Below are 21,691 nucleotides of genomic sequence, written 5' to 3'. Positions count from 1 at the left end.
TAGGCATAAGGGATCTAGGCTAGTGTTGGACTGGCGGCGTCTTATCGATCGGCCAAACGCTTGACTGTCGAAGCCCGGTAGATGCGCTCGACGGCGCGCCCGAGCACATCGTTGAATTCCTGATCTTGCATGTGCGCCCGCAAATCCTGCAACAGAGCCCGGCTGAAGCTCGCGATCATCCCGCGGTTTCTTTCGAGCGCGGCGCAAGCGGCATCCTGGGAGAGCCCACCCGAAAGGGCGAGCACCCGCGCGCAGCTGGGATGGGCAACGAGGGGCGCGTAAAGCCCGTCCGAAACCGGCAGCGAGAGTTTCAGTACCACACGGCGGCCATAGGCTTGCCCATCGAGCGCATTACTGAGTTCGGCAAGAAGGATACTCTCGCACTCTTGGCGCGTTGCACTTGCGATATTCACTTCCGGTTCGATAATCGGCACAAGTCGCTGGTCGAGGACATGGTTGGCCAGCTCGAATTGCTGGCGCACGACGTCGCCGATCCCCTGGTGCGATGCGACGTTGATCACCGAACGCATCTTGGTGCCAAAAACGGCCCTTGAGCGCGCCCGGGACAGCAGGCTTTCGAGATCCGGCATGGGTTTCATGAGCTGGACGCCGCCTGTGTCTTTCTCCAACCCTTGGTCGATCTTGACGAAGGACACGATCCCCCGCCGCCAGAGAAACTCTGGCACCGGTACGGTGTCAATCTGCGCATCCATAGTGCGCTCGAAAAGGATGACGCCAAGCACCCTTCGCCCATCGATGCATGGGGCTTTCATGATCCGCACGCGCAATCCATGGATAAGCGCGAACATCTCGTCCTCGCCGGAATACCGGTCCGCGCCGATGCCGAAGGCCTGAAGGGCAGCAGGTGTCGAGCCGCCGGACTGGTCGAGGGCCGCTACAAAACCGGCACCACCCACAAGCTGCGCCATCATTTCCGCATATTTCATGGGGTCTCCCCGGCTCCAGTCTTTGCAAACGCGACCGATCGACGCGGCCGCGAATAATATCGTCAATGCGTAGAGAATGGACGCCTTTGGCAGCGCTTGATTACAAACGCCGCTACCGGCGAGCAGACCTTGGGCGGCAATACCCCTCGGTCAGTGAAGCAACTTCGCCGCGCGGGTTCTCCTTCTCAGGCCAGCCCCGCACAGTAATCCACCCGCATTTCGAGCGTCCAATCATGGTGAGGACACAAGAGGTCAGAGCGGGCTATGATAATCCGGGGAATTCAGATCATGTGGACAGCAACCCGGCTCCTGCTGGATGTGCTGAGCGCAATGATGCTGAATCGGATGGGGTTCGGTCGGCGCATGACCACGCTTCCGCAAAGGACCACGCGGCGTCTCGAAAATCTCGGCCCGACCTTCACCAAGCTCGGTCAGGCGCTGAGCGAGCGCCGCGATATCCTCGATGCGAACTGGGCCGCGAGCCTCTCGAACCTGCAAAGCAAGGCCGCTCCTTTCCCTGCCGATGCAGCGGTAGGGATCATCGAGCAGTCATTGGCCGCGAACACGGCAACGGCCTTTGCCGGCTTTGAACGCGAGCCTCTGGCCGCAGGGTCGGTAGCACAGGTCCACGCCGCAAAGCTGCATGACGGACGCGAGGTGGTCGTCAAGGTCCTCCGGCCCGGAGTGGGCGAGCAAATTGCGCGAGATATGCGCATCCTGCTCGTATTGGTGCGCCTGTTTCAGCACGTCATACCTGCACTGAGACGCCACCGCGCGGCGGCCCTGGCGAAGGAACTTGCGCACAATCTGAAAAGGGAAACCGATTTCCGGCAGGAAGCGCGCAACATCCGCCTGTTCGCCCGCGCTTTCGCTGATTCTGAGACGGTTTACATTCCCGATGTCGTCGACGAGATGTCGGACGCCTCCGTCATTACGCAGGAGCGCAGCATGGGCACCCCGCTGGATGAGCGCGAGGCCATCGAGCGCGGCAATACGCTCACCGAGACTTTCATCGATTTCTATCTGCAACAGTTTTTCGTTCTTGGTGCCTTTCATGCCGACCCGCATCCGGGAAATTTGCTGATCATGTCGGACGGGCGTCTGTGCGTGCACGATTTCGGAGCTGTCGGCAGGCTCGACATTGGCACCCGCGAGGCTCTGCTCGGTTTTGTGGCAGCGTTCATTTACCTCGATTCCGAATGGCTCACCGATGCGGCGATCGACCTCGGTCTCCTTTCGGTCACCGCCGACCGCGCGGCACTTACCCGCGGCGTGGACGGTATCCTGGCGGAGCTGCAGGGCGCCGCCATGTCGGAATGGTCTCTTGCCAAGACCATGCTCGATATCGGACGGTTGTCGGGGTACAGGACACTCAGCTTGCCGCCGCATCTGGCCGCCCTGGTCCGTACTGTGTTCACGGCAGAAAGCACCCTGCGCAAGCTCAACCCCGAGGCGGACCTGCTGCTTGTATTGCAGGCGACCGGAAACCGATTTCTCGCTAATCGGCGCAGCGCCGTGATCGGCAATCTCCATACTCCCCGGCTCGAATGGGAAATCGCCCGATTTGTCCGGCGGGCGCCCGCAATCGGCGCCGGGTGGCTACAAAGGGCTCCCGCCGGGGCGGCGGGGCATCCGATCGGATCTCTCGCCCCTGGAAGCGGGCTTGACCATGCTGTCAGGCAGGTCGCCTTGGCAATTGCCGCGCTCGGCAGCTACCTCGCCTCGGCAGCGTTGATGCTGGCCGATCGGGGTCCGCGCGTGCTCGGCGATATTCCTCTTCCGGCAGCCATCATCCTTGCAGCGGCCCTCCTGCTGACCATTCAAATCCTCATCCAATCGCACCGTCAAAGCGAGCAACAACAATGAGGCAAATGCACAGCCAGGCAGCGCGCGCCACGGCTCATGGCATTTCCCAAACGTCCCGGAGGGACCGCGCATGAACCCTGTCGTCGAAGCCGTTACTGCCCGTATTGCCAACCGTTCGAAGCGGCGACGCGACGCCTATCTCGCCTTCATTGACCGTCAGCGGGATGCCGGCCCGCGACGAAGCGCGCTTTCGTGCAGCAATCTGGCGCACGCATTTGCCGCATCGGGCGAGGACAAGCAGACCATCGCGGGCGCCCATGCGATCAATATCGGAGTGGTCACCGCCTATAACGATATGCTCTCCGCGCATGCGCCCTATTATCGCTATCCCGAACAAATCAAGATTTTTGCCCGCGAGGTCGGCGCGACAGCGCAGATCGCGGGCGGCGCACCGGCGATGTGCGACGGCGTCACCCAGGGCCAGGACGGCATGGAGCTCTCGCTGTTCAGCCGCGATACAATCGCGCTCGCCACCGCGGTAGGGCTCAGTCACGCGATGTTCGAAGGTGCGCTCCTCCTCGGCATTTGCGACAAGATCGTGCCTGGCTTGTTGATCGGCATGCTCCGTTTCGGACATCTGCCTGCGATCCTCGTGCCCGCCGGGCCGATGCCGTCAGGGCTCCCAAACCGGGAAAAGGCGCGCATCCGCCAGCTCTTCGCCGAAGGAAAGATCGGGCATGACAAGCTGCTCGAAGCCGAGAGCGCCTCCTATCATGCCCCTGGCACCTGCACATTTTACGGCACCGCCAATTCCAACCAGATGATGATGGAGGTGACGGGCCTCCACGTGCCGGGCGCTGCGTTTGTCAATCCCGGCACGAAGCTGCGGCAGCAACTTACGCGCGCTGCCGTCCACAGGATTACCGAGATCGGATCTGAGGGCCAAGATTACCGTCCGCTAGCGCATTGCATCGACGAAAAGGCGATCGTCAATGCTGCCGTGGGCCTGCTCGCAACCGGCGGCTCGACCAACCACACCATTCATCTGCCGGCCATCGCCCGCGCGGCGGGCCTGGAGATCGACTGGAGCGATTTTGAGGAGTTGGGCACGGTCGTTCCGCTCTTGGCGCGGATTTATCCGAATGGCGGTGGCGATGTGAACGACTTCCAAGCGGCAGGCGGAATGGCCTTTGTCATCCGCGAACTCCTCGAGGCAGGTTTGCTTCACCAAGATGTCCTGACCGTCTGGAAGAACGATCTCGGCGCCTATGCAAAGCAGCCGGCATTAGATGGTGATGAACTTGTATGGCGCAGCGGTGCAACAATAAGCCGCAACGAAAGCATTTTGAGAACCGCTCAGGCACCGTTTTCGCTCGATGGCGGGATAAGGCTCCTCACCGGCAATCTCGGTCGCTGTGTCATGAAGACGAGCGCGGTCGCCCCCGAACGCTGGACAATCGAGGCGCCGGCGCGGATTTTTCCGGACCAGGATGACGTGCTACGCGCATTCGAGGCGGGGGAGATCGACCGCGACATGGTGATCGTCGTGCGCTTTCAGGGGCCGCGCGCGAACGGGATGCCCGAACTGCATAAGCTCATGCCACCTCTGGGCGTCCTTCAGGACCGCGGACTCAGCATCGGGCTTGTCACGGACGGCCGTATGTCAGGGGCTTCGGGCAAGGTGCCCGCGGCGATCCATGTCTGGCCCGAAGCGCATGCTGGTGGTCCGCTCGCGCGCTTGCGCGACGGCGACGTGGTGCGGCTGTCTGCGGATAACGGCGTGGTCGAAGCCCTGGTGAGCGAGAAAGACTGGAACGACCGCGAACCCGCCCTGCCGCCGCGGGACGAGCAAGGGCTGGGCCGTGAGCTCTTTGCGATGATGCGCCAGCACGCCGACGAGGCCGAAAAAGGCGCGTCAGCAATGCTGGCACTGGCGGGGCTTTAGCGCGGTGAATGCGAGCACTCCAGGAAAGCGCTCGTCCGCTCCAGGTTCAACGCCGCTTTACAAGGATCGCAGATGAACGTCCTGACCATGCCCGCGCGCCCCTACGATGATCAACGTCCAGGCACTTCGGGGCTCCGAAAACCGGTGGCTATATTCAGGCAGCCGCATTATCTCGAGAACTACCTGCAGGCGATTTTTGAGACGGTCGGCGGAGGCGCGAACCGGACGCTTGTCATCGGCGGAGACGGCCGCTTCTTCAATCGCGAGGCTATCCAGACAGCCAGCAGGATGGCGGCCGCGAATGGCTACAAGCATCTCGTCGTTGGCCGAGCAGGCCTGCTGTCCACGCCGGCAGCTTCCCATCTTATCCGAAAGCGCGGTGCAAGTGGCGGTTTGATCTTCTCGGCCAGCCATAATCCCGGTGGACCCGAAGGTGATTTCGGGATCAAATACAACTCCGCGAACGGAGGGCCTGCCTCGGAAACTCTGTCGCGGGCCATCTACGCGCGTAGCAAACGGATAGTCGCCTATCGCTTGGTGGACGAGCCCGACATCGACATCGATCGATTGGGTAAGGTCTCGCTTGGCGAGACCGAGGTCGAGGTGGTGGATCCGGTGTCGGACTACGCGGAACTTATGGAGACGCTGTTCGATTTCGAGCGCCTCGCCGAATTGCTGACGAGCACCAGTTTCAAAATGCGGTTCGACGCGATGCACGCGATCACCGGACCTTATGCGCGAGCAATCCTCGAGGAGCGCCTCGGGGCGCCGGTCGGAACCGTCATCAATGGAAAGCCCTTGCCGGATTTTGGCGGGGCGAAACCGGACCCAAATCTTGGGCGGAGCCGGAACCTGGTCGACTTCATGTTCGGGCAGGACGCCGTGAATTTTGCTGCCGCCTCGGATGGCGACGGGGATCGCAACATGATCCTGGGTCGCAAAATATTCGTGACGCCAAGCGACAGTCTCGCCGTGCTAGCGGCAAATGCGCATGTCGTCCCGGGCTACAGCGGCGGTCTCGCCGGCGTCGCGCGCTCCATGCCGACGAGCCGCGCGCTCGACCGTGTCGCGCAAGAGCTCGGCGTTCCCTGTTTCGAAACGCCGACCGGGTGGAAGTTTTTCGGCAATCTGCTCGACGCCGGCAGGATCACGCTGTGCGGCGAAGAAAGTTTCGGGGCCGGGTCCGACCATGTCCGGGAAAAGGACGGCCTGTGGGCGGTGTTGTTCTGGCTCACGATCATCGCCGTTCGCGGCATGCCTGTACACCGCATCATTAAGGATCATTGGGATCGCTACGGGCGTCATTTCTATGCGCGGCACGACTATGAAGCTGTGGACGCCGCCGCGGCGAACTCGCTGATGGACGCCTTGCGCGATCAGGTCGGCGACATGGCGGGCAAGCGGCTCGCCGGGTCGATCGTCAGCATGGCCGACGATTTCAGCTATACCGATCCGGTCGACCGCAGCGTGGCCGAACGCCAGGGCATCAGGGTCCTGCTCGAAGACGGCTCTCGCATCGTCTACCGCCTCTCCGGCACGGGAACGGGGGGTGCGACATTGCGGATTTATCTGGAGCGGTATGAGGCCCGTGCGTGGTTGCACGATAAAGACGCCCGAAAAGTACTGAACGACCTTTCGTTTGCCGCAGGCAGTCTGGCCGAAATTCCGGCACGCCTCGGGCGCGAACGTCCATCGCTTGTAACATGAGACCCAAGCGCGTCTTGGCGCAGGCGGGCAAGAGCGATACCGCGTTTTCCGGACCCCGCAGTGTCGATGCCGCTCGTCCGCGCGATGTAATTTCCGTTCTCCCCATGCGTCTTACTTTTCACGCAGATGGAGCCCGATATGATTTCGAAACAGATTCGATCAGCAATCGCGCTGGTTGCAGCGGCAGGTATGTTCGCAGCGGTCATGGCGCCGACCAACAGTCACGCAGGGGTGGTCGATGGTGTCAGGACCGCGGACGGGTTAATGATGTATCTGGGCGTGGTGCCTGCCGCGACAGTGCGCGGCCACGCCAAGAGCCACCCCGAAGCGAGGATGCACGGCGGCGTGCCCGCCGGTTCGCACAGCATGCATATCGTTGCGGCCGTTTTCGACGAGGCTTCCGGCGCCCGGATAACCGATGCGAAGGTCAGGGCGCATATCACCGAGCCCGGCGGTTTGCAGCGAACGATCCGTCTGGAACCCATGACCGTCGCCGGCGCGCTCACTTTCGGTGGTTTCACGACATTCCAACGCGGCATCAAATACCGGATCGGGATCGAGGTCGAACGCCCCCCGCATATGCAATCCTCCCCGTCCAAGAATACGCCGCCAAGAATGCACCGGGTCCCCGCCGTCACGGCGCACTTTACCTATACCCACGACTAACGATCGGGCCGCGAGGTGCCGATCCGCGCAAGAAAGGGAATTCTACTTATGGAAGACCACCGATCCGCGACAAGCTTTGATCGCGCCTCTACCCCTCAATCGGTTCCCTCGGGGACGTTTGACGCGGGGCTGCGATCATACATGCTCGGCGTCTATAATTACATGACGAGCGGATTGCTTCTTACCGGTATCGTCGGACTTTGGGTCGCGAATACCGCCAGCATTCGCGAGATCTTCTTTTCCGCTACCGGCGCGCCAACGGTGCTGGGCTGGATCGCCATCTTTGCACCCCTGGCCATTGTCTTTGCCTTGGGATTTGGGATCAATCGTTTCTCGGAAAGGACCGCGAAAACGCTGTTCTGGAGCTATGCGGCACTCATGGGCGTGTCGCTATCGACCGTATTCCTCGCCTATACCGGGGTGAGCATCGCCCGGACCTTTTTCGCCGCCGCCTCTGCCTTTGGCGGCCTGAGCCTGTGGGGATATACAACCAAGAAAGATCTATCGGCCTGGGGCGCCTTTTTGATCATGGGGGTTGTCGGCCTGCTCGTTGCCCTGGTCGTCAATATGTTCCTCCAATCCTCGACAATGGACCTGATTGTCAGCGGTCTGGGCGTGCTTATCTTCGCGGGCCTGACTGCCTATGACACGCAGAAGATCAGAAACATCTATTTCCAGGTCGGGCAGACCGAGTTTCGCGGCAAGGCCATCGTACTGGGCGCCCTGACGCTCTATCTCGATTTCATCAATCTGTTCCTGTTCCTGCTTCGCCTGATGGGAGAGCGCCGCTGAGGCAATCGGCCGCGGCTCGTGCGAGCAGTTCAAATGCCAGAACAGGCACGGCACGGATGGGCGCGATCCGAAGCGTGGGTTCGTTTCGAACCGTTGGCTCGGCGATACTACGCAGACGGGTCGTACAAATGCTTTCGATCAGCAATTAATTTCGCATCGCTGGCAGCACCGCAGATGCTGTGCTTCGCAACCGCTTGCGAATTGCACCCTCACAAGCGGCTCGACTCTTACCGGACGTGCCTTTGTTCTGCCGTTCAACCTCAGCTGGTCGACGAACCATCGTAGCGCATCGGTGGAACCCCTTCGGAGTTCGACGTCCCAAGCAAACGCGAGCGAGCTGAGCAGCTGCAGCGCAAATGGTTCCCGCCTGCATCGCGCGGCACGACGCTTTGATCGCGTGGGGCGTAGAGATATTCACGCGTCAGCGGGACCGCGTCCCGCTTGTGCGCAAGCTGGAGCTGGAAAACCATAAGATTGCCATTGCGAAACATCATTTCGCAGGCGGCGAGATAATACTCCCACATCCGGCAGAAGCGCTCGTCGAAGAGTTCGAGCGCCTTTTCGCGGCGCGATTGAAAGCGCTCGTACCAATGCGCCAGCGTTTCCGCATAGTGCAGCCTCAGGATCTCGATATCGGTAACCCACAGGCCCATGCGCTCGACGACGGACAGGGTCTCTGACAGCGACGGGATGTAGCCGCCGGGAAAGATGTACTTGTCGACCCAGGGATCCTTTCCGCCCGGGGGAGCCATTCTCCCGATCGAGTGGACGACGGCGACCCCATCCGGAGCAAGATGCTCTTCGATGGCTCTGAAAAAGGACCCGTAGCTGGCAGGGCCGACATGTTCGAACATCCCGACGGAAACGATACGGTCGAATTCACCCTGAAGGTCGCGGTAGTCGCAGAAATCGAACCGCGCCTCTTCTGCAAACCCAGCCTCCTCGGCGCGCTGGCGCGCCAGCGTCAGTTGCTCTTGCGAAAGGCTGATGCCTAACACTTCGGCCGCGCCCTGCTTTGCCAATTCGATCGCGAGGCCGCCCCAGCCACAGCCAATGTCAAGGACGCTCATGCCTTCACCTACCATCAGCTTTTGACCAATATGGGAGCGCTTTGCGGCTTGAGCGTCCTCTAGCGAGGAACAACCTTCGCAAAAATAGGCACACGAGTATTGCCAGTCTTCGTCGAGGAAGAGTGCATAGAACTCGTTCGAAAGGTCGTAATGACGCGCGACGTTTCTGGCCGCTTTACGGCGCCGGTTGCCTGTGAGACGGGTGGCTATGCGCGCGAGCGGTGCGCGGAGGCGTTCGATCGGCAATTCATCAAGTCCGTCGAGCCCGGAAGTAACAATTGCAAGGAGATCGCGAATGGATCCGTCCTCCACAGTGAGGGACCCATCCATATAGGCCTCGCCGAGCGCAAGCGAGGGGCGCGAGAGAAGCTTGAACGGCAGCGCAGCGCTATGAAGCTTGATCGCAACCGAGGGTCCTGGTGCACCCGAATCGATGACCAGTCGCGTCGCGTGAGCACCGATGACTGTAAGTCGACCAGCCTTCACGACGGCGCGCAAGGCCGGCTTCAATGCACGCAGACCAAGTTCGTGACGCGCTGATTTTCCTCGTTGTCTCTGGGTCATACCGCCTCTCAGGTATTGAATGATTGTGTTCCCAAAGACGAGCGGTCGGTGATCAACTTACACTTCCAAGTCCGGCGTGGGTGGTTTCGGGCACCACAAGAAAGCCTCCCTGTAAGAACGCGGCCGCCTCTGCGTCTACTTCTTGAAGCGCCGCCAAACGAGGCGCGGCGCTGCGATTGAGGAATAACTATGCGAAAGGGGACAAGTGGTCCGGATCGGCCATTTTTTGGAACGCGCGCGGGAATAACGGTGATCGTGTTTCTTCTCGCCGCCGGGTTTCTGCTGCTGTTCGAGCATCAGGCCCATATCCCCGGCGACTATTATCTGCTCGGATTGATCCTGGCGTTTTGCGTGGGCATCCACCTCTTCATGCACGGTGGGCATGGCGGACACGGCGGGCATGGCCAGGCCGATACACCACCTTCCGGGCACCATGGCGCACATGACCAGACAACCGATAGCGCGTCCAAGAAAACTGCCTCCCGCTATGCGGCTAATGACCGGCCGGGCAACGAAAGAGGAGTGCGCTGACGATGCACGATTCCGCATACGGACTTTGGATATTGGTCGCCTTCAACTCGGCGATCTTCATTCTTTTTGCGTTCAGCTTTTTCAAGCCGAAATCGGGCCGCGATTGGCGCTCCTTTGGGGCGTTCAGCGCCTTTCTCGTGGCGCTTTTCACCGAGATGTACGGCTTCCCGCTTACCATCTACTTCCTGTCCGGATGGCTGCAGAGCAATTATCCGTCGGTTGACTGGTTCGCGCACGATTCCGGTCATTTGCTCGAAATGCTGTTTGGCTGGCGCGGCAATCCGCATTTCGGTCCGTTCCACCTCCTCAGTTTTGGATTGATCGGAGGTGGTTTCATCCTTTTGTCGGCCGCGTGGCGCGTGCTCTATCAGGCACAGAAGGGGGGGGCACTTGCAACCGAAGGACCTTATGCTCGCATCCGCCACCCGCAATATGTCGGTTTCGTCCTCATCATGCTGGGCTTTCTGGTTCAGTGGCCGACCATACTTACGCTGGCCATGTTCCCGATCCTCCTCCTCATGTACTGGCGGCTGTCGCTGCGGGAGGAGCGAGAGGCACTCGCCGAGTTCGGCGAACGCTATCGTCAGTACGCAGCACGCGTTCCCCGGTTTTTCCCGAAGTTTCGCACGCTCGTCTCCGCCAAGCCAGGGAGGTGACAATAACTTGCTCCATTCCTGCCGGGGCGCGGTTCGCGACTGACCTGACCTAATGAGCGCAGCCGTTACAGTGGTCGGCGCAGGTCCGGCGGGTCTCGCCGCGGCGATCGTGCTCGCCAAAGGCGGAAGGGATGTCGAGCTTCACGAATGGCACCGCCACGTCGGGGCGCGGTTTCACGGCGATTTCCAGGGCCTTGAAAACTGGAGCTGCGACGAGGATACGCTGTGCGAACTCCAAAGCTGGGGGATCGATATCAACTTCCTGGCCCATCCAGTCCGGACAGGCACGGGTTTCGATGCGCGCGGACGGCGGCACGAGATTTCAGCGCGCCGCCCACTCTATTATCTCGTTGAGCGCGGCGGATCGGTGCAAAGCCTCGAGTATGGGCTCCTCAAGCAGGCAGAGGCGCTTGGTGTGCGGGTCCATTTCGGGAGTCGCGTTCGCGAAACCGAGGGAGAAACGATCCTCGCCGGGGGACCGCGCAAAGCCGATATTATCGCCTCGGGATATGTATTCGAAACCGAGTGTGAAGATGGAGCTTACATTGCCTTCGACGACCGTTTGGCACCGCGAGGCTATGCCTATCTCCTCGTCCATCAAGGCCGCGGGACTATCGCAGCGTGTCTTTTTAGCGGCTTCAAACGGCAACAGGAATTTGTCGAGCGAACCTGTGATTTCTTCCGGGAGAAAGTCGGGCTCGTGATGCGTAACGAACAAGCCTTCGGCGGTTATGGAAATCTGCGACTCCCAAGAAGCGCAGTCCAGGGGCGCCATCCGGTTGCGGGCGAGCATGCTGGTTTCCAAGATGCCCTTGCGGGGTTTGGTTTACGCTATTCAATCACTTCGGGCGCGCTCGCTGCACAAAGCATCCTCGAAAATCGAAGCTATGAGCAATTGTGGCGCCGTTTGCTTTTACCGAGAATGAAGGCGGGCTTCGTCAATCGTTTTGTCTTCAACAGCATCGGAACGACAGGACGCCATTGGGTGACAGCGAAACTGATGCAAGCCAATACGGGAGAGAGGCTGCACAAGCTGTATGCGGCATCATCTCTCCACGCTATGCTCTTCCCCGCTGCAGAACGTCGCCTGCGCAGGGGCTTACATGACCCAAGTTGCGACCATCAGGACTGCACATGCGTGTGGTGCGAACATGGAACGGCGTTCTGACGATGCAGGTGACCGATCCAGTATGCCAGCGTAGCATTCCGCTAGAGACCGTCGAGGCCCACCGCGAATTTTTGGGATGGTCTTATTTCTTCTGCTCGGCTCAGTGCGTGCGGCGCTTCGATCAGCGCCCCGAGAAATACATTGATCGGCAGCAAGGCGGGCCGCCGGCGCACATTGCGCAGCCCTGACAGGGCAGAGCCTCTTCGCTTGGAGGCGAATGCGCATCGACCCTTGCGCGCAGTCTGGTGAGCAAGATGCCCCGCCGGGCCAGAGCCTCCACCGATCGATAATCCCGGTTCGATCTTGGAACGCGAGACCGCACGCGAACCAATGGTGCGGGTGTAATTGATCAGTGCCGCTCGCGTCCAAGTATATGTCGGCCTTCCCCGATCGGCCGGCTTTCGAGAAGAAGTCTCGCTGCCCTGCATGAGGCTGGTGAGACCATGCCGGTGCTTCCTGCGTCTGATGGCCGATGTGCCATAAAATCCATTCGCGGGGGCACCAGGCATGATTGCCTGGGCGAAACGATGATGCCGGAGCGTACTGCCATGTCGACGAATACCCGATCACGTGCCAGCACGGTGCTGAGGTCGCCGGTTGGAGACGAACGCACCCGCTTTTCTAGCCAAGCGCCGCAAATTCTTGCTTGTCTGGACGAAGACATGAACCGCCTCGAAGTGACACGGCACGCGCGCGCAATCGCGAAAGCTCTCGACCTGCAGCTTGGCTTTGCCCAGATCGTTGAAACGGCCCCGCATGGGGTTCTTCCTGCCGACCCGATCGAGTGGAACCTGCGCTTCACCGAATGCCGCGACGGCATAGGCGAGCTTATTGGGGAGGCAAGCGAGACGGTCTCGGATGTGCTGCCCGTTGTTCTCCCGGGGACCGCCCATGAACGGCTGATAGACTGGGCGGAGGGTCATCGCGGGTCGGTCCTCGTCCTCGCGCGGCATAGCGGGCGAGGTCCACATTCAGGCCTGGGCACCACCGCCGACCGGCTGCTGACAAGCGGCGCAGCATCCATGCTTCTACTTCCTTCGGGACGCGAAAGGAAATGTTCGGCCGAGTACCGCAGACTTCTGGTGCCGCTTGATGGATCGCCCAATTCCGAGAGCGTGCTGCCGGTTGTCACAAGGCTTGCCCAGTCGCTAGAAGCGCAAGTGATCCTGGCGCACATTGTTTCTCCAACCGCCGAGTTGCCCTCACTCGAAACACAGGCCGGTTCCGATAGGAGCAATACCTCCGCGCGCGCCCGCAACTATCTCGAAACATGGAAGTTGAGGCTCCTGCGGCAAGGCATCGACGCTACCGTGTATTTCGGAACCGACAGCGAAACGTGCGAGCGGCTCAATCTGATCGCATCCCGCCTCGAAATCGACCTTGTTGTGGTCGCTTCCCATGGCCAGACCAACCTTGCCAGCGCGCCCTACGGAAGTGTCGCCGGCGCTCTGGCGAAAAGTGCGCCCTGCCCGACATTCATCGTCCAACCGGACCTTCGGATTCCATTGGCCAAACCGGGCCGCTCTGGCTTCATGTTCGAGGCCCTCGCTGCGGAAACTGAATTCGCCAGCTGATGTCGGACATTAATCGCGATTTCTCGGCGCTCGATCATGCTGCAATCCAGTTTGCCGAGGAGGACCGGATATCCCCGCAAGCAGCGCAAGAGATTCCCGCTCGCACGGGAACCGATGCCATCCTCGAGTGGCTGCGTGCGGCTTGCCTGGCATGCGCCAAGGCTGGGGCCGAAGCCAGCAAGGCGGCGGAATGGTTGCTCGACAATGACTATGTGGTCCACCGCGCGCTGAGGCAGATCAAACAGGATCTGCCGACCGGCTTCTATAGCAAACTGCCAGCCCTCGAGGGTGAAGAAACCATTGGCTTCCCGCGTGCCTTCGTGCTCGCGCACCGTTTTCTCGAACTGAGCCGAATGCAGGTTTCGGCATCGGCCCTGAGCCGGTTCCTGATCGCTTATCAGCGCACGGCGCCGCTCCGCATCGGAGAACTCTGGGCGTTCCCGGCCATGCTTCGCATCGCTTGCGTCGAGATCCTCGTGGAGACCCTGTCGACCCTGCTGTGCGATCAGCTCGACGTGCCCGTCGCGACCACCTCATGGGCAGGCGAGGCGCATGCACTGGAAGCAAATGAACGGGTCGCACGCGCGATCGCCAATCTCAGTACCCTTGATGCCATCTCGTGGGAGGATTTGTTCGACGACGTAAGTCCGGTAGAACAGATCTTGCGAAACGACCCATCCGGATATTACGGGCAGATGGATTTCGATAGCCGCGATCGCTATCGCCGCGCGGTTGAAGAACTGGCGGAATATGGCGATTTATCCGAGACCGATGTCGCACTCGAGGCGATCCAAGCAAGCCGCGCCGCTTTGCCTGACGACCGATCTCATCACGTCGGATTCTGGCTCGCCGGTGAAGGACGCCGGGCATTCCGGCAACAGACGGGAGCGGTATTCCCGGCTCGGGTTCGGCTTCTGGACTATGCCTTGCGCCATCCTGGCCCGGTCTACTTCGTTTCGCTCATCGGGCTCCTTGTCTGGGCCCTATTGCTGCCAGCGATATATCTCGACGCCGCTGACGCAGGCGCGACGGGATGGTTCGCCGGCTTGTCCTTGTCGCTCATTCCCGCCTCGGTTGTCGCGATCACTTTCTTGCATTGGTCGATCACGCGTCTCTTGCCACCGCGAGTTCTTTTCAAACTCGACTTTGGTGACGGGCTGCCGGAGGACTGCGCTACGCTGATTGCGGTCCCGGTCGTGATCGCCCGCGAGGACGAAGTGCCTTTCCTGATCGAAAAGCTGGAGAACCACTGGCTTTCGAACGGCGAGCCGATGGTGGACGTAGTGCTCTTGGCCGATCTCGCCGACGCGGCGAGCGAAAGCACTGCCGGGGACAAGCAAATCGAGCAGGCACTAGAAAGGGAGATTCTCGAGCTCAACACTCGCTATCGCAGCGAGGGAAGCGAGCCGTTTCACCTGCTGATGCGCCCTCGACAATATTGTGAAGCACAAGGGTGCTGGCTCGCATGGGAGCGCAAGCGCGGAAAGCTTGAGCAGCTCAATCACATGCTCATCGAAGGCGATGGTGGAGCATTCCATCGACATGTCGGCTCGCGCGAAATACCCCGCAATATTCGCTTCGTCGTCACTCTCGATGCGGACACCACCTTGCCTACAGGCACTGTGCGAAAGCTCGTCGGCACGCTTGCCCATCCACTAAACCAGGCCAAGTTCGATCCGGACACTGGAACGTTGCTTGGAGGCTATACGATCATCCAGCCTCGGGTGGAGATTTCGCCCCAGAGTGGATCGCGAACGCTGTTCGCACGGCTCTTTGCCGGCGATACGTCAATCGACATCTACAGCCGGGCTGTCTCGAACGTCTATCAGGACCTGTTTGGCGCGGGAATTTTTGTCGGTAAGGGCATTTACGACCTTCATGCTTTCCACCGCAGCGTTGCCGGGCGCGTGCCCGAAAATTCCATTCTCAGCCATGACCTCTTCGAAGGTGTCCATGGCCGGGTTGGTCTGGCCAGCGATATCGTCCTGTTCGAAGGCTTTCCCGGAAACTACCTCGAATATGCGCGGCGCGCGCATCGCTGGATCCGCGGGGACTGGCAGCTCCTGCCATGGCTGGCAGGCAAGGTGAGGCGATCAGATGGCACAAGATCCCCAAATCCGATCGCCGCCATCGACCGATGGAAAATTATTGACAATCTGAGGCGTAGCCTGGTTGCCCCGGCAACGATCTTACTGGTGGTCTCGGGTTGGTATATTTTGCCGGGGCAAGCATGGTTCTGGAGTCTGCTCGCCTTCTTCATGCCAGCAGGTCAAGTATTCACCGATCTGGTGACCGGATTGGCGACAGGACGGCGGCGTGGGACATCGCGTAGCCTGGGGCCGCAATTGCGCGATCAGGCCGGCCGCTGGTTTCTGGCCGTCGTCTATCTGCTCGATGACGCCATATTGTCGGTGCGTGCGATCGCGGTCACGCTCTGGAGGCTTTTTGCAAGCCGGCGCAACCTCCTCGAATGGACAAGCGCCGCGCACTCCGCCACCGACCTCCGCTCGAACCGAGCGCGAGGTGTCATATGGCGCAAGATGTGGTTGGGACCGACTATTTCGGTCGCTCTCGCGGCGCTTCTTGCCGCCATCAAACCTGACGCTTTGGCCGCATCCCTTCCGCTGCTCATTCTTTGGATCGCCGCGCCGGAAATCACTTGGGCGATGGCCCGCGAACGCCGCGAAGATGCGGAACCGCTTGCCGAGGATGACCGGCGCTTCCTGCGGGGCCTGGCGAGGCGGACCTGGCTCTTCTTCGAGACCTTCGCTGGTCCGGAAGACAATTGGCTCCCCCCGGACAACTACCAGGGCGCTCCGCATGCAGAAATCGCGCAGCGCACGTCACCGACGAATATCGGCATGTTGATGCTATCGACAGCCGCAGCCTGGGACCTCGGTTACATCGGCCGTTCGGAACTCGCGGCGCGGACGGCGAACCTTTTCGCCACGCTCGATCGCCTGGAACGATATCGAGGACATTTCTACAATTGGTACGACACAAGAACGCTCGCGTCGCTGGAACCTCGATATGTCTCGACGGTGGACAGCGGCAATCTCGCGGCGGCCCTGCTCGCCTACGCTGCTTCCTTGCGTGAGGCGCGGCGTGCGGAAGGTATGGAGGAGCAACGCTGGCGCGGCCTGATCGATGTGATCGATCTGATCGAACAAGTCGCGCAAAACTCTGAGGATGCAGCGCTTCCTCGTTGGATCACCCAGCTAAGGTCGCGCCTGGAGGGTGTCGAGGAAGACCGTGCCCACTGGATGGCCGGCCTGCAGGATATCTGCGAGGTATTGATCCCGGAGATGGAGGCAGCGCTTGGTCTGGGCGAGCAGTCCGAAAAGGCAGCGCCGAACCATCTGGTCGACATCGAGGTGCTCGTCGATCGGTTGCAGTACCAGATACGTTCGATGTGCCGGGACCTGGGGAACGGCGGTATCCCGGCTGACCAACTGTCCAGCCTCGCAGACCAAGCAATCGAGATGGCCTATTCAATGGAGTTTGCGCCGCTCTATGACGAGCACCGGCGCCTCCTGCGCATTGGCATCAATGTCAGTCTGGGACGTCCCGATACACATTATTATGACCTCCTCGCTTCCGAGGCACGGCTAGCGAGCTTTTTCGCCATCGCAAAAGGCGATGTTCCGCCAGAACACTGGTTCCATCTGGGCCGCCCGTTACGGCGCGTCGAGGGTGGAGCGATGCTGATCTCCTGGAACGGCTCGATGTTCGAATATCTTATGCCGCGCCTGCTGCTCAAGCCGGACACCGGCACGCTGCTGGGCGAGAGCGAGCGGATGGTGGTCGACGTCCAGGAGCGCTACGGGCGAGCCCAGAGCGTTCCCTGGGGTATCTCGGAATCGGCATATTCCGCTCGCGATCCTGAACACCGTTACAGGTATCAAGGGTTCGGCGTTCCCGAACTTGGCTTGAAACGGGGCCTCTCGCGGGACATGGTTGTCGCGCCTTACGCAACTGCGCTTGCACTGGCAGTTGCACCAAAGAAGGCAGTAGCGAACCTCAGGCTGCTGACACGATCGGGCGGCAGCGGTCGATATGGCCTGGTCGAAGCGCTCGACTTCACGCCTGAGCGGTCCCCGGGCAGCGGTCCCCGGACCGTTAATGCTTATATGGCACACCACCAAGGCATGCTCCTGTCGGCGATCGTCAATGCGCTGTTCTCAGACCGGTTCGCTAGCCGTTTCGCCGAAGATCCACGAATGCGGCCCACGATGTTGTTGTTGAGCGAACGGGTGCCACGCGAGATTCCACCAGAAATTGACAGGCTTGCCGACCCTACGATTTCCATGGTTCGGGGAACGCCCGTCACTCTGCCTGCGTCATGGCAACCCAGGCGCGAAGCATCCGTGCCGCAAATGCTCCTGCTTGGAAACGGGCCTTTATCGACGTGGCTCTCTGATAGCGGTAGCGGCGGACTGCGCTGGCATCACCGGGCGCTGACACGCTTCGTGGCCGACGCCACTCACGACGCGGACGGTTACTGGATCTACATCGCCGATGAAGACACCGGACGGCTATGGTCGGCGACGCTCGAACCAACCGGGTCCGAAGCGGAAGAGTACGAGGTCACATGCCATGCGCACCAGGCAGTAATTCGCCGGCGCGATCAAGGCGTTGTATCGCGTCTCGAGATTGGCGTTCTTGCCGGAAGCGACATCGAGGTGCGGCGCTTGCGGCTCATCAACGAGAGTTCCCGTCACCGCAAGCTTCGCGTGACGACCTATGCCGAGATCGTGCTCGGCGAGCCGCTCGAGGACGAGCGGCACCCGGCATTCAGCAAACTGTTTATCAAGAGCGAGCATGTCCCATCGCTTGGTGGTCTGCTGTTCGAGCGCCGCGCGCGCGCGCCACAGGACACGCCGCCGGTGCTCCTTCATTTTGCGGTCGATGGCGGGGGACCGGTTCGCAATGCCCGCTTCGAAACCGACCGGCGCGCCTTCATCAGGCGTCATGAAAGCCTGCGCTCCCCAACAGGAGCGACCGAAGCCGTGCAGAACACCCAAGGGTGGACCCTGGACCCGGTCATGGCTCTTCAACACCTCATCGACCTGGAGCCGTTCGAGATTAGGGAAATCTGTTTCCTGACAGTCGCAGCCGCGTCGCGCGAATCCGCCGTCGAGCTGGCCGAGCGTCATTCGTCTCTCGATTCGATCGAATGGGCGCTCCACGATACGGCAACCGAAAATGCACGCTCCCTGGTTCACATGAACATCGAAGCCGAACACCTGCCCGTCGTGCAGCAGCTCGCTTCGGCTCTCATCTATCCGCAGAACGCCCCATCGAGCGCGCGGACGATCAAGAACGAGAACAGTCTCGGACAAGCGGATTTGTGGGGGATGGGCGTGTCCGGCGATTACCCCATCCTTCTGCTGCGGTCTGCCGGTGAGACCACGACCCTGCTGCCCGTCCTCCTCGCCGCCCATCGATTGTGGCGGCGGCACGGACTAGAGGTGGATCTGGTGATCCTCCAGCTTGCCGGCTCAGCTTACATCGAACCGGTGCTCGACCAGCTCAGGGAGGCGCTGCAACGCGCGAAGATGCCGGAGCTGCTTGGACGCAAGGGCGGCGTGCATATCGTTTTCGCGGATCAGATCGGTGCGGATCGGGTGCGCCTTCTGGAGAGCACGGCGCGTGTCACCCTCGACGACGCGCGGGGGAGTTTGCAGGAACAGCTGGAAGAAGCGCACGATGTGCCAAACCGCTTGCCGCTGTTTTCTGCAACAAGGGCTGCGCAGCATCCCTCGATGACACCGCTCGAACGTTCAGCGAACCTTCTCTACGACAATGGTCTGGGTGGGTTCACGGCGGATGGCCGCGAATATGTCATCTTCGTCGAACCCGGGCAGGCGACGCCTGCTCCGTGGTGCAACATTCTCGCCAACCGTGACTTCGGCGCGCTCGTAAGCGAAGCCGGCGGGGGATATACTTGGGCAATAAACAGCGGCGAGAACCGTCTCACAACATGGTCGAACGACCCGGTCACGGACCGTCCCTCCGAAACACTCTACCTGCGTGATGAGGAAACTGGCGAGGTATGGACCATAACGCCTGCTCCTGTTGGCGATGCCGCTGCCTGCGAAGTCAGGCATGGCGCGGGTTACACCAAATGGTCAAAACGGTTCGCCGGCTTGGCCCATCAGCTCACAATGTTCGTACCGCTTGATGCATCGGTGAAGATCGTTCGGCTGCGGATCCGCAACTGCGAAGACCGGCACCGGCGCGTAACCGCAACCTATTATGCCGAGTGGCTGCTCGGCTCTCTTCCCAGTATCGCACGCCCGCACATAGTCTGCGACTTTGACACCGAGACGCAGACCATCACGGCAACGAACCGCTGGAACAGCGATTTTGCCGGACAGGTGGCGTTTCTCACGGCAAACCGCCCACCGCACGGCTTCACGACCGACCGCGGCGAATTCATCGGCAGGGGTGGGGACCCGGCGGATCCCGCGGCGCTTCGGCGATGGGGTCTAACCAACAGCGTATGCGCGGGCGGCGATACATGCGGAGCCTATCAGATACACCTCGATCTTGGCCCGGGCGAGGAAGAAGAAATCCTGTTCGTGCTCGGCCAAGGGCTAGGCCACCATGCGGCCATGGAACTCGCCCAGCGCTGGCGTGAGCCAGACGAGGCAGAGACGGCAATGATAGCGCTGGAGAATTTCTGGGATGAGACACTCGGCGCCCTTCAAGTCTCAACCCCGGACCCTGCTTTCGACGTCATGGTCAACCGCTGGCTGCTCTACCAGACGCTGTCGTCCCGTGTTCTCGCGCGCACGGGATTCTATCAGTCGAGCGGGGCCTTCGGCTTTCGCGATCAATTGCAGGACGTTCTTGCGCTTCTCCACACCGCGCCGGCGCTCGCTCGCGCGCACATCCTCGAAAGCGCGCAGCATCAATTCGTAGAGGGCGATGTTCTGCACTGGTGGCACCCCCCTGCTGATCGCGGCGTGCGAACGCGTTTTTCCGACGATTTACTCTGGTTGCCTTATGTTGTCGGCATCTATGTCACGACGACCGGTGACCTTGATATCCTCGACGAGGAAGTCGCGTTCCTCGATGCCGATGAACTCGCCCCCGACGAAGCCAATCGATATGCGCAATTCGATGCGACCGAGTGGCGCGGCTCGCTGTTCGAGCACTGCGAGCGCGCACTGCACCGCGCTCTGGCAGTCGGGGCCCATGGACTGCCGCTGATCGGCGCCGGGGACTGGAATGATGGAATGGACCGCCTCGGCGCGAAGGGCCATGGCGAAAGCGTCTGGTTGGCATGGTTTATCACGGTCACAGCGCAAGGCTTCGCCGACATCTGCCGCCGGACCGGTCGGATGCACGAGGCGAAAGAATGGGAAGAACGGGCATCCGAGATAAGACGGCGCGCGGAAGAAAGCGCCTGGGATGGCTCATGGTACTTGCGCGCGTTCGATGATGACGGGCGGCCCATCGGCTCGGCAGAAAGCGACGATTGCCGGATCGATTCGATCGCGCAGTCATGGGCGGCCTTTGCCTCGGCTGATCAAGAGCGCGTGAGCGAGGCTCTCCAGTCCGCATGGGATATGCTTGTTTCGCAGGAAGACCAGTTGGCCAGGCTGCTCTGGCCCGCGTTTGACGAAGGCTTGATCGATCCCGGTTACATAAAGGCCTATCCCCCGGGAATTCGCGAAAATGGGGGTCAGTATTCGCATGCGACCGCGTGGCTGGGCATGGCCTTTGCGCGGGTGAAGGACCCCGAGAAGGCCTTTGCCCTGTTCAACATGATCAACCCCGTCCGTCGCTCTGACGATCACGCCAAGGCCGAGCATTATCGCCTGGAGCCCTACGCCGTCGCCGGAGACATATCTGCGGGCAAGCAACATACGGGCAGAGGGGGCTGGAGCTGGTATACTGGGGCCGCTGGCTGGGCATGGCAGCTCGCCACAAAAAGCATCCTGGGGTTGCAACAGATCGATGGCCAACTCATCGTCAATCCCTGTATCCCGCCCAACTGGGGCGGCTTCAGCGCGACACTGCGCGTTGGTGGCGGGTTGGTGTCAGTGAAAGTCGAAGATCCGCAAGGGCTTGGCTGCGCTGACGTCGAACTCACCGTTGATGGCAAAACTCATGCCGGGAATGCGATTGTACTCCCGAAGAATGGCGAAACAGTCGAACTTCGGGTCCGCATTGTTGGACGCAATGTACAACACCCCTCCCCCGCCTGAGAATTCCGCCCGGAGCTATTCAAACGCTCCTCCCAGCGCGTGAAAA

13 protein-coding genes are annotated in these 21,691 nt (G+C 60.9%); 11 read left to right on the top strand and 2 right to left on the bottom strand.

From position 1 onward, the window contains the following. Positions 1–41: 41 nt before the first annotated feature. Positions 42–947: a fructose bisphosphate aldolase gene (locus tag WYH_RS12530; protein WP_046904097.1), complete on the bottom strand. Its 906-nt coding sequence runs from the start codon at positions 945–947 to the stop codon at positions 42–44. 288 nt (positions 948–1,235) lie between these two features. Between WYH_RS12530 and WYH_RS12525 the strand changes: the two genes are divergently transcribed. The 5 genes from WYH_RS12525 to WYH_RS12505 all read left to right on the top strand — a co-directional run bounded on the left by WYH_RS12525 (position 1,236) and on the right by WYH_RS12505 (position 7,863). Next, positions 1,236–2,813, top strand: coding sequence for an ABC1 kinase family protein (locus tag WYH_RS12525; protein WP_053833575.1), 1,578 nt, complete (start codon positions 1,236–1,238; stop codon positions 2,811–2,813). Positions 2,814–2,883: 70 nt separating this feature from the next. Continuing rightward, positions 2,884–4,698: a phosphogluconate dehydratase gene (edd, locus tag WYH_RS12520; RefSeq protein ID WP_046904096.1), complete on the top strand. Its 1,815-nt coding sequence runs from the start codon at positions 2,884–2,886 to the stop codon at positions 4,696–4,698. A gap of 72 nt (positions 4,699–4,770) precedes the next feature. Then, positions 4,771–6,405 carry an alpha-D-glucose phosphate-specific phosphoglucomutase gene (locus tag WYH_RS12515; protein ID WP_046904095.1) on the top strand — a complete coding sequence of 545 codons (1,635 nt, stop codon included), beginning with the start codon at positions 4,771–4,773 and terminating at the stop codon, positions 6,403–6,405. A gap of 138 nt (positions 6,406–6,543) precedes the next feature. Continuing rightward, on the top strand, positions 6,544–7,071 hold the full coding sequence (locus tag WYH_RS12510; protein WP_046905153.1) for a hypothetical protein: 528 nt from the start codon (positions 6,544–6,546) through the stop codon (positions 7,069–7,071). A gap of 48 nt (positions 7,072–7,119) precedes the next feature. Beyond that, positions 7,120–7,863, top strand: a complete 744-nt coding sequence (locus WYH_RS12505; protein ID WP_046904094.1) for a Bax inhibitor-1/YccA family protein — start codon at positions 7,120–7,122, stop codon at positions 7,861–7,863. 260 nt (positions 7,864–8,123) lie between these two features. Here WYH_RS12505 and WYH_RS12500 read toward each other — a convergent pair whose 3' ends face one another. Continuing rightward, positions 8,124–9,497 carry a class I SAM-dependent methyltransferase gene (locus tag WYH_RS12500; protein WP_082347983.1) on the bottom strand — a complete coding sequence of 458 codons (1,374 nt, stop codon included), beginning with the start codon at positions 9,495–9,497 and terminating at the stop codon, positions 8,124–8,126. A 255-nt stretch (positions 9,498–9,752) separates the two neighbouring features. Between WYH_RS12500 and WYH_RS16615 the strand changes: the two genes are divergently transcribed. The 6 genes from WYH_RS16615 to WYH_RS12470 all read left to right on the top strand — a co-directional run bounded on the left by WYH_RS16615 (position 9,753) and on the right by WYH_RS12470 (position 21,645). Then, positions 9,753–10,028 carry a DUF2933 domain-containing protein gene (locus tag WYH_RS16615; protein ID WP_244877919.1) on the top strand — a complete coding sequence of 92 codons (276 nt, stop codon included), beginning with the start codon at positions 9,753–9,755 and terminating at the stop codon, positions 10,026–10,028. A gap of 2 nt (positions 10,029–10,030) precedes the next feature. Beyond that, positions 10,031–10,684: a methyltransferase family protein gene (locus WYH_RS12490; RefSeq protein WP_046904092.1), complete on the top strand. Its 654-nt coding sequence runs from the start codon at positions 10,031–10,033 to the stop codon at positions 10,682–10,684. Between the two features lie 52 nt (positions 10,685–10,736). Continuing rightward, positions 10,737–11,852, top strand: a complete 1,116-nt coding sequence (locus WYH_RS16610) for an NAD(P)/FAD-dependent oxidoreductase (RefSeq protein ID WP_082347982.1) — start codon at positions 10,737–10,739, stop codon at positions 11,850–11,852. After that, positions 11,819–12,040 carry a YHS domain-containing protein gene (locus tag WYH_RS17390; protein ID WP_082347981.1) on the top strand — a complete coding sequence of 74 codons (222 nt, stop codon included), beginning with the start codon at positions 11,819–11,821 and terminating at the stop codon, positions 12,038–12,040. Before WYH_RS16610 ends, WYH_RS17390 begins: the two co-directional genes overlap by 34 nt. Before the next feature lie 360 nt (positions 12,041–12,400). Continuing rightward, on the top strand, positions 12,401–13,426 hold the full coding sequence (locus WYH_RS12475) for a universal stress protein (RefSeq protein ID WP_165859652.1): 1,026 nt from the start codon (positions 12,401–12,403) through the stop codon (positions 13,424–13,426). Next, positions 13,426–21,645, top strand: coding sequence for a GH36-type glycosyl hydrolase domain-containing protein (locus tag WYH_RS12470; RefSeq protein ID WP_046904087.1), 8,220 nt, complete (start codon positions 13,426–13,428; stop codon positions 21,643–21,645). The genes WYH_RS12475 and WYH_RS12470 overlap by 1 nt, the downstream gene beginning before the upstream one ends. The last annotated feature ends 46 nt before the right edge of the window (positions 21,646–21,691 follow it).

Origin of the sequence: Croceibacterium atlanticum (assembly GCF_001008165.2) — a bacterium.
Lineage (GTDB): Bacteria > Pseudomonadota > Alphaproteobacteria > Sphingomonadales > Sphingomonadaceae > Croceibacterium_C > Croceibacterium_C atlanticum.
This window is presented reverse-complemented; position numbering and strand designations above follow the sequence as displayed.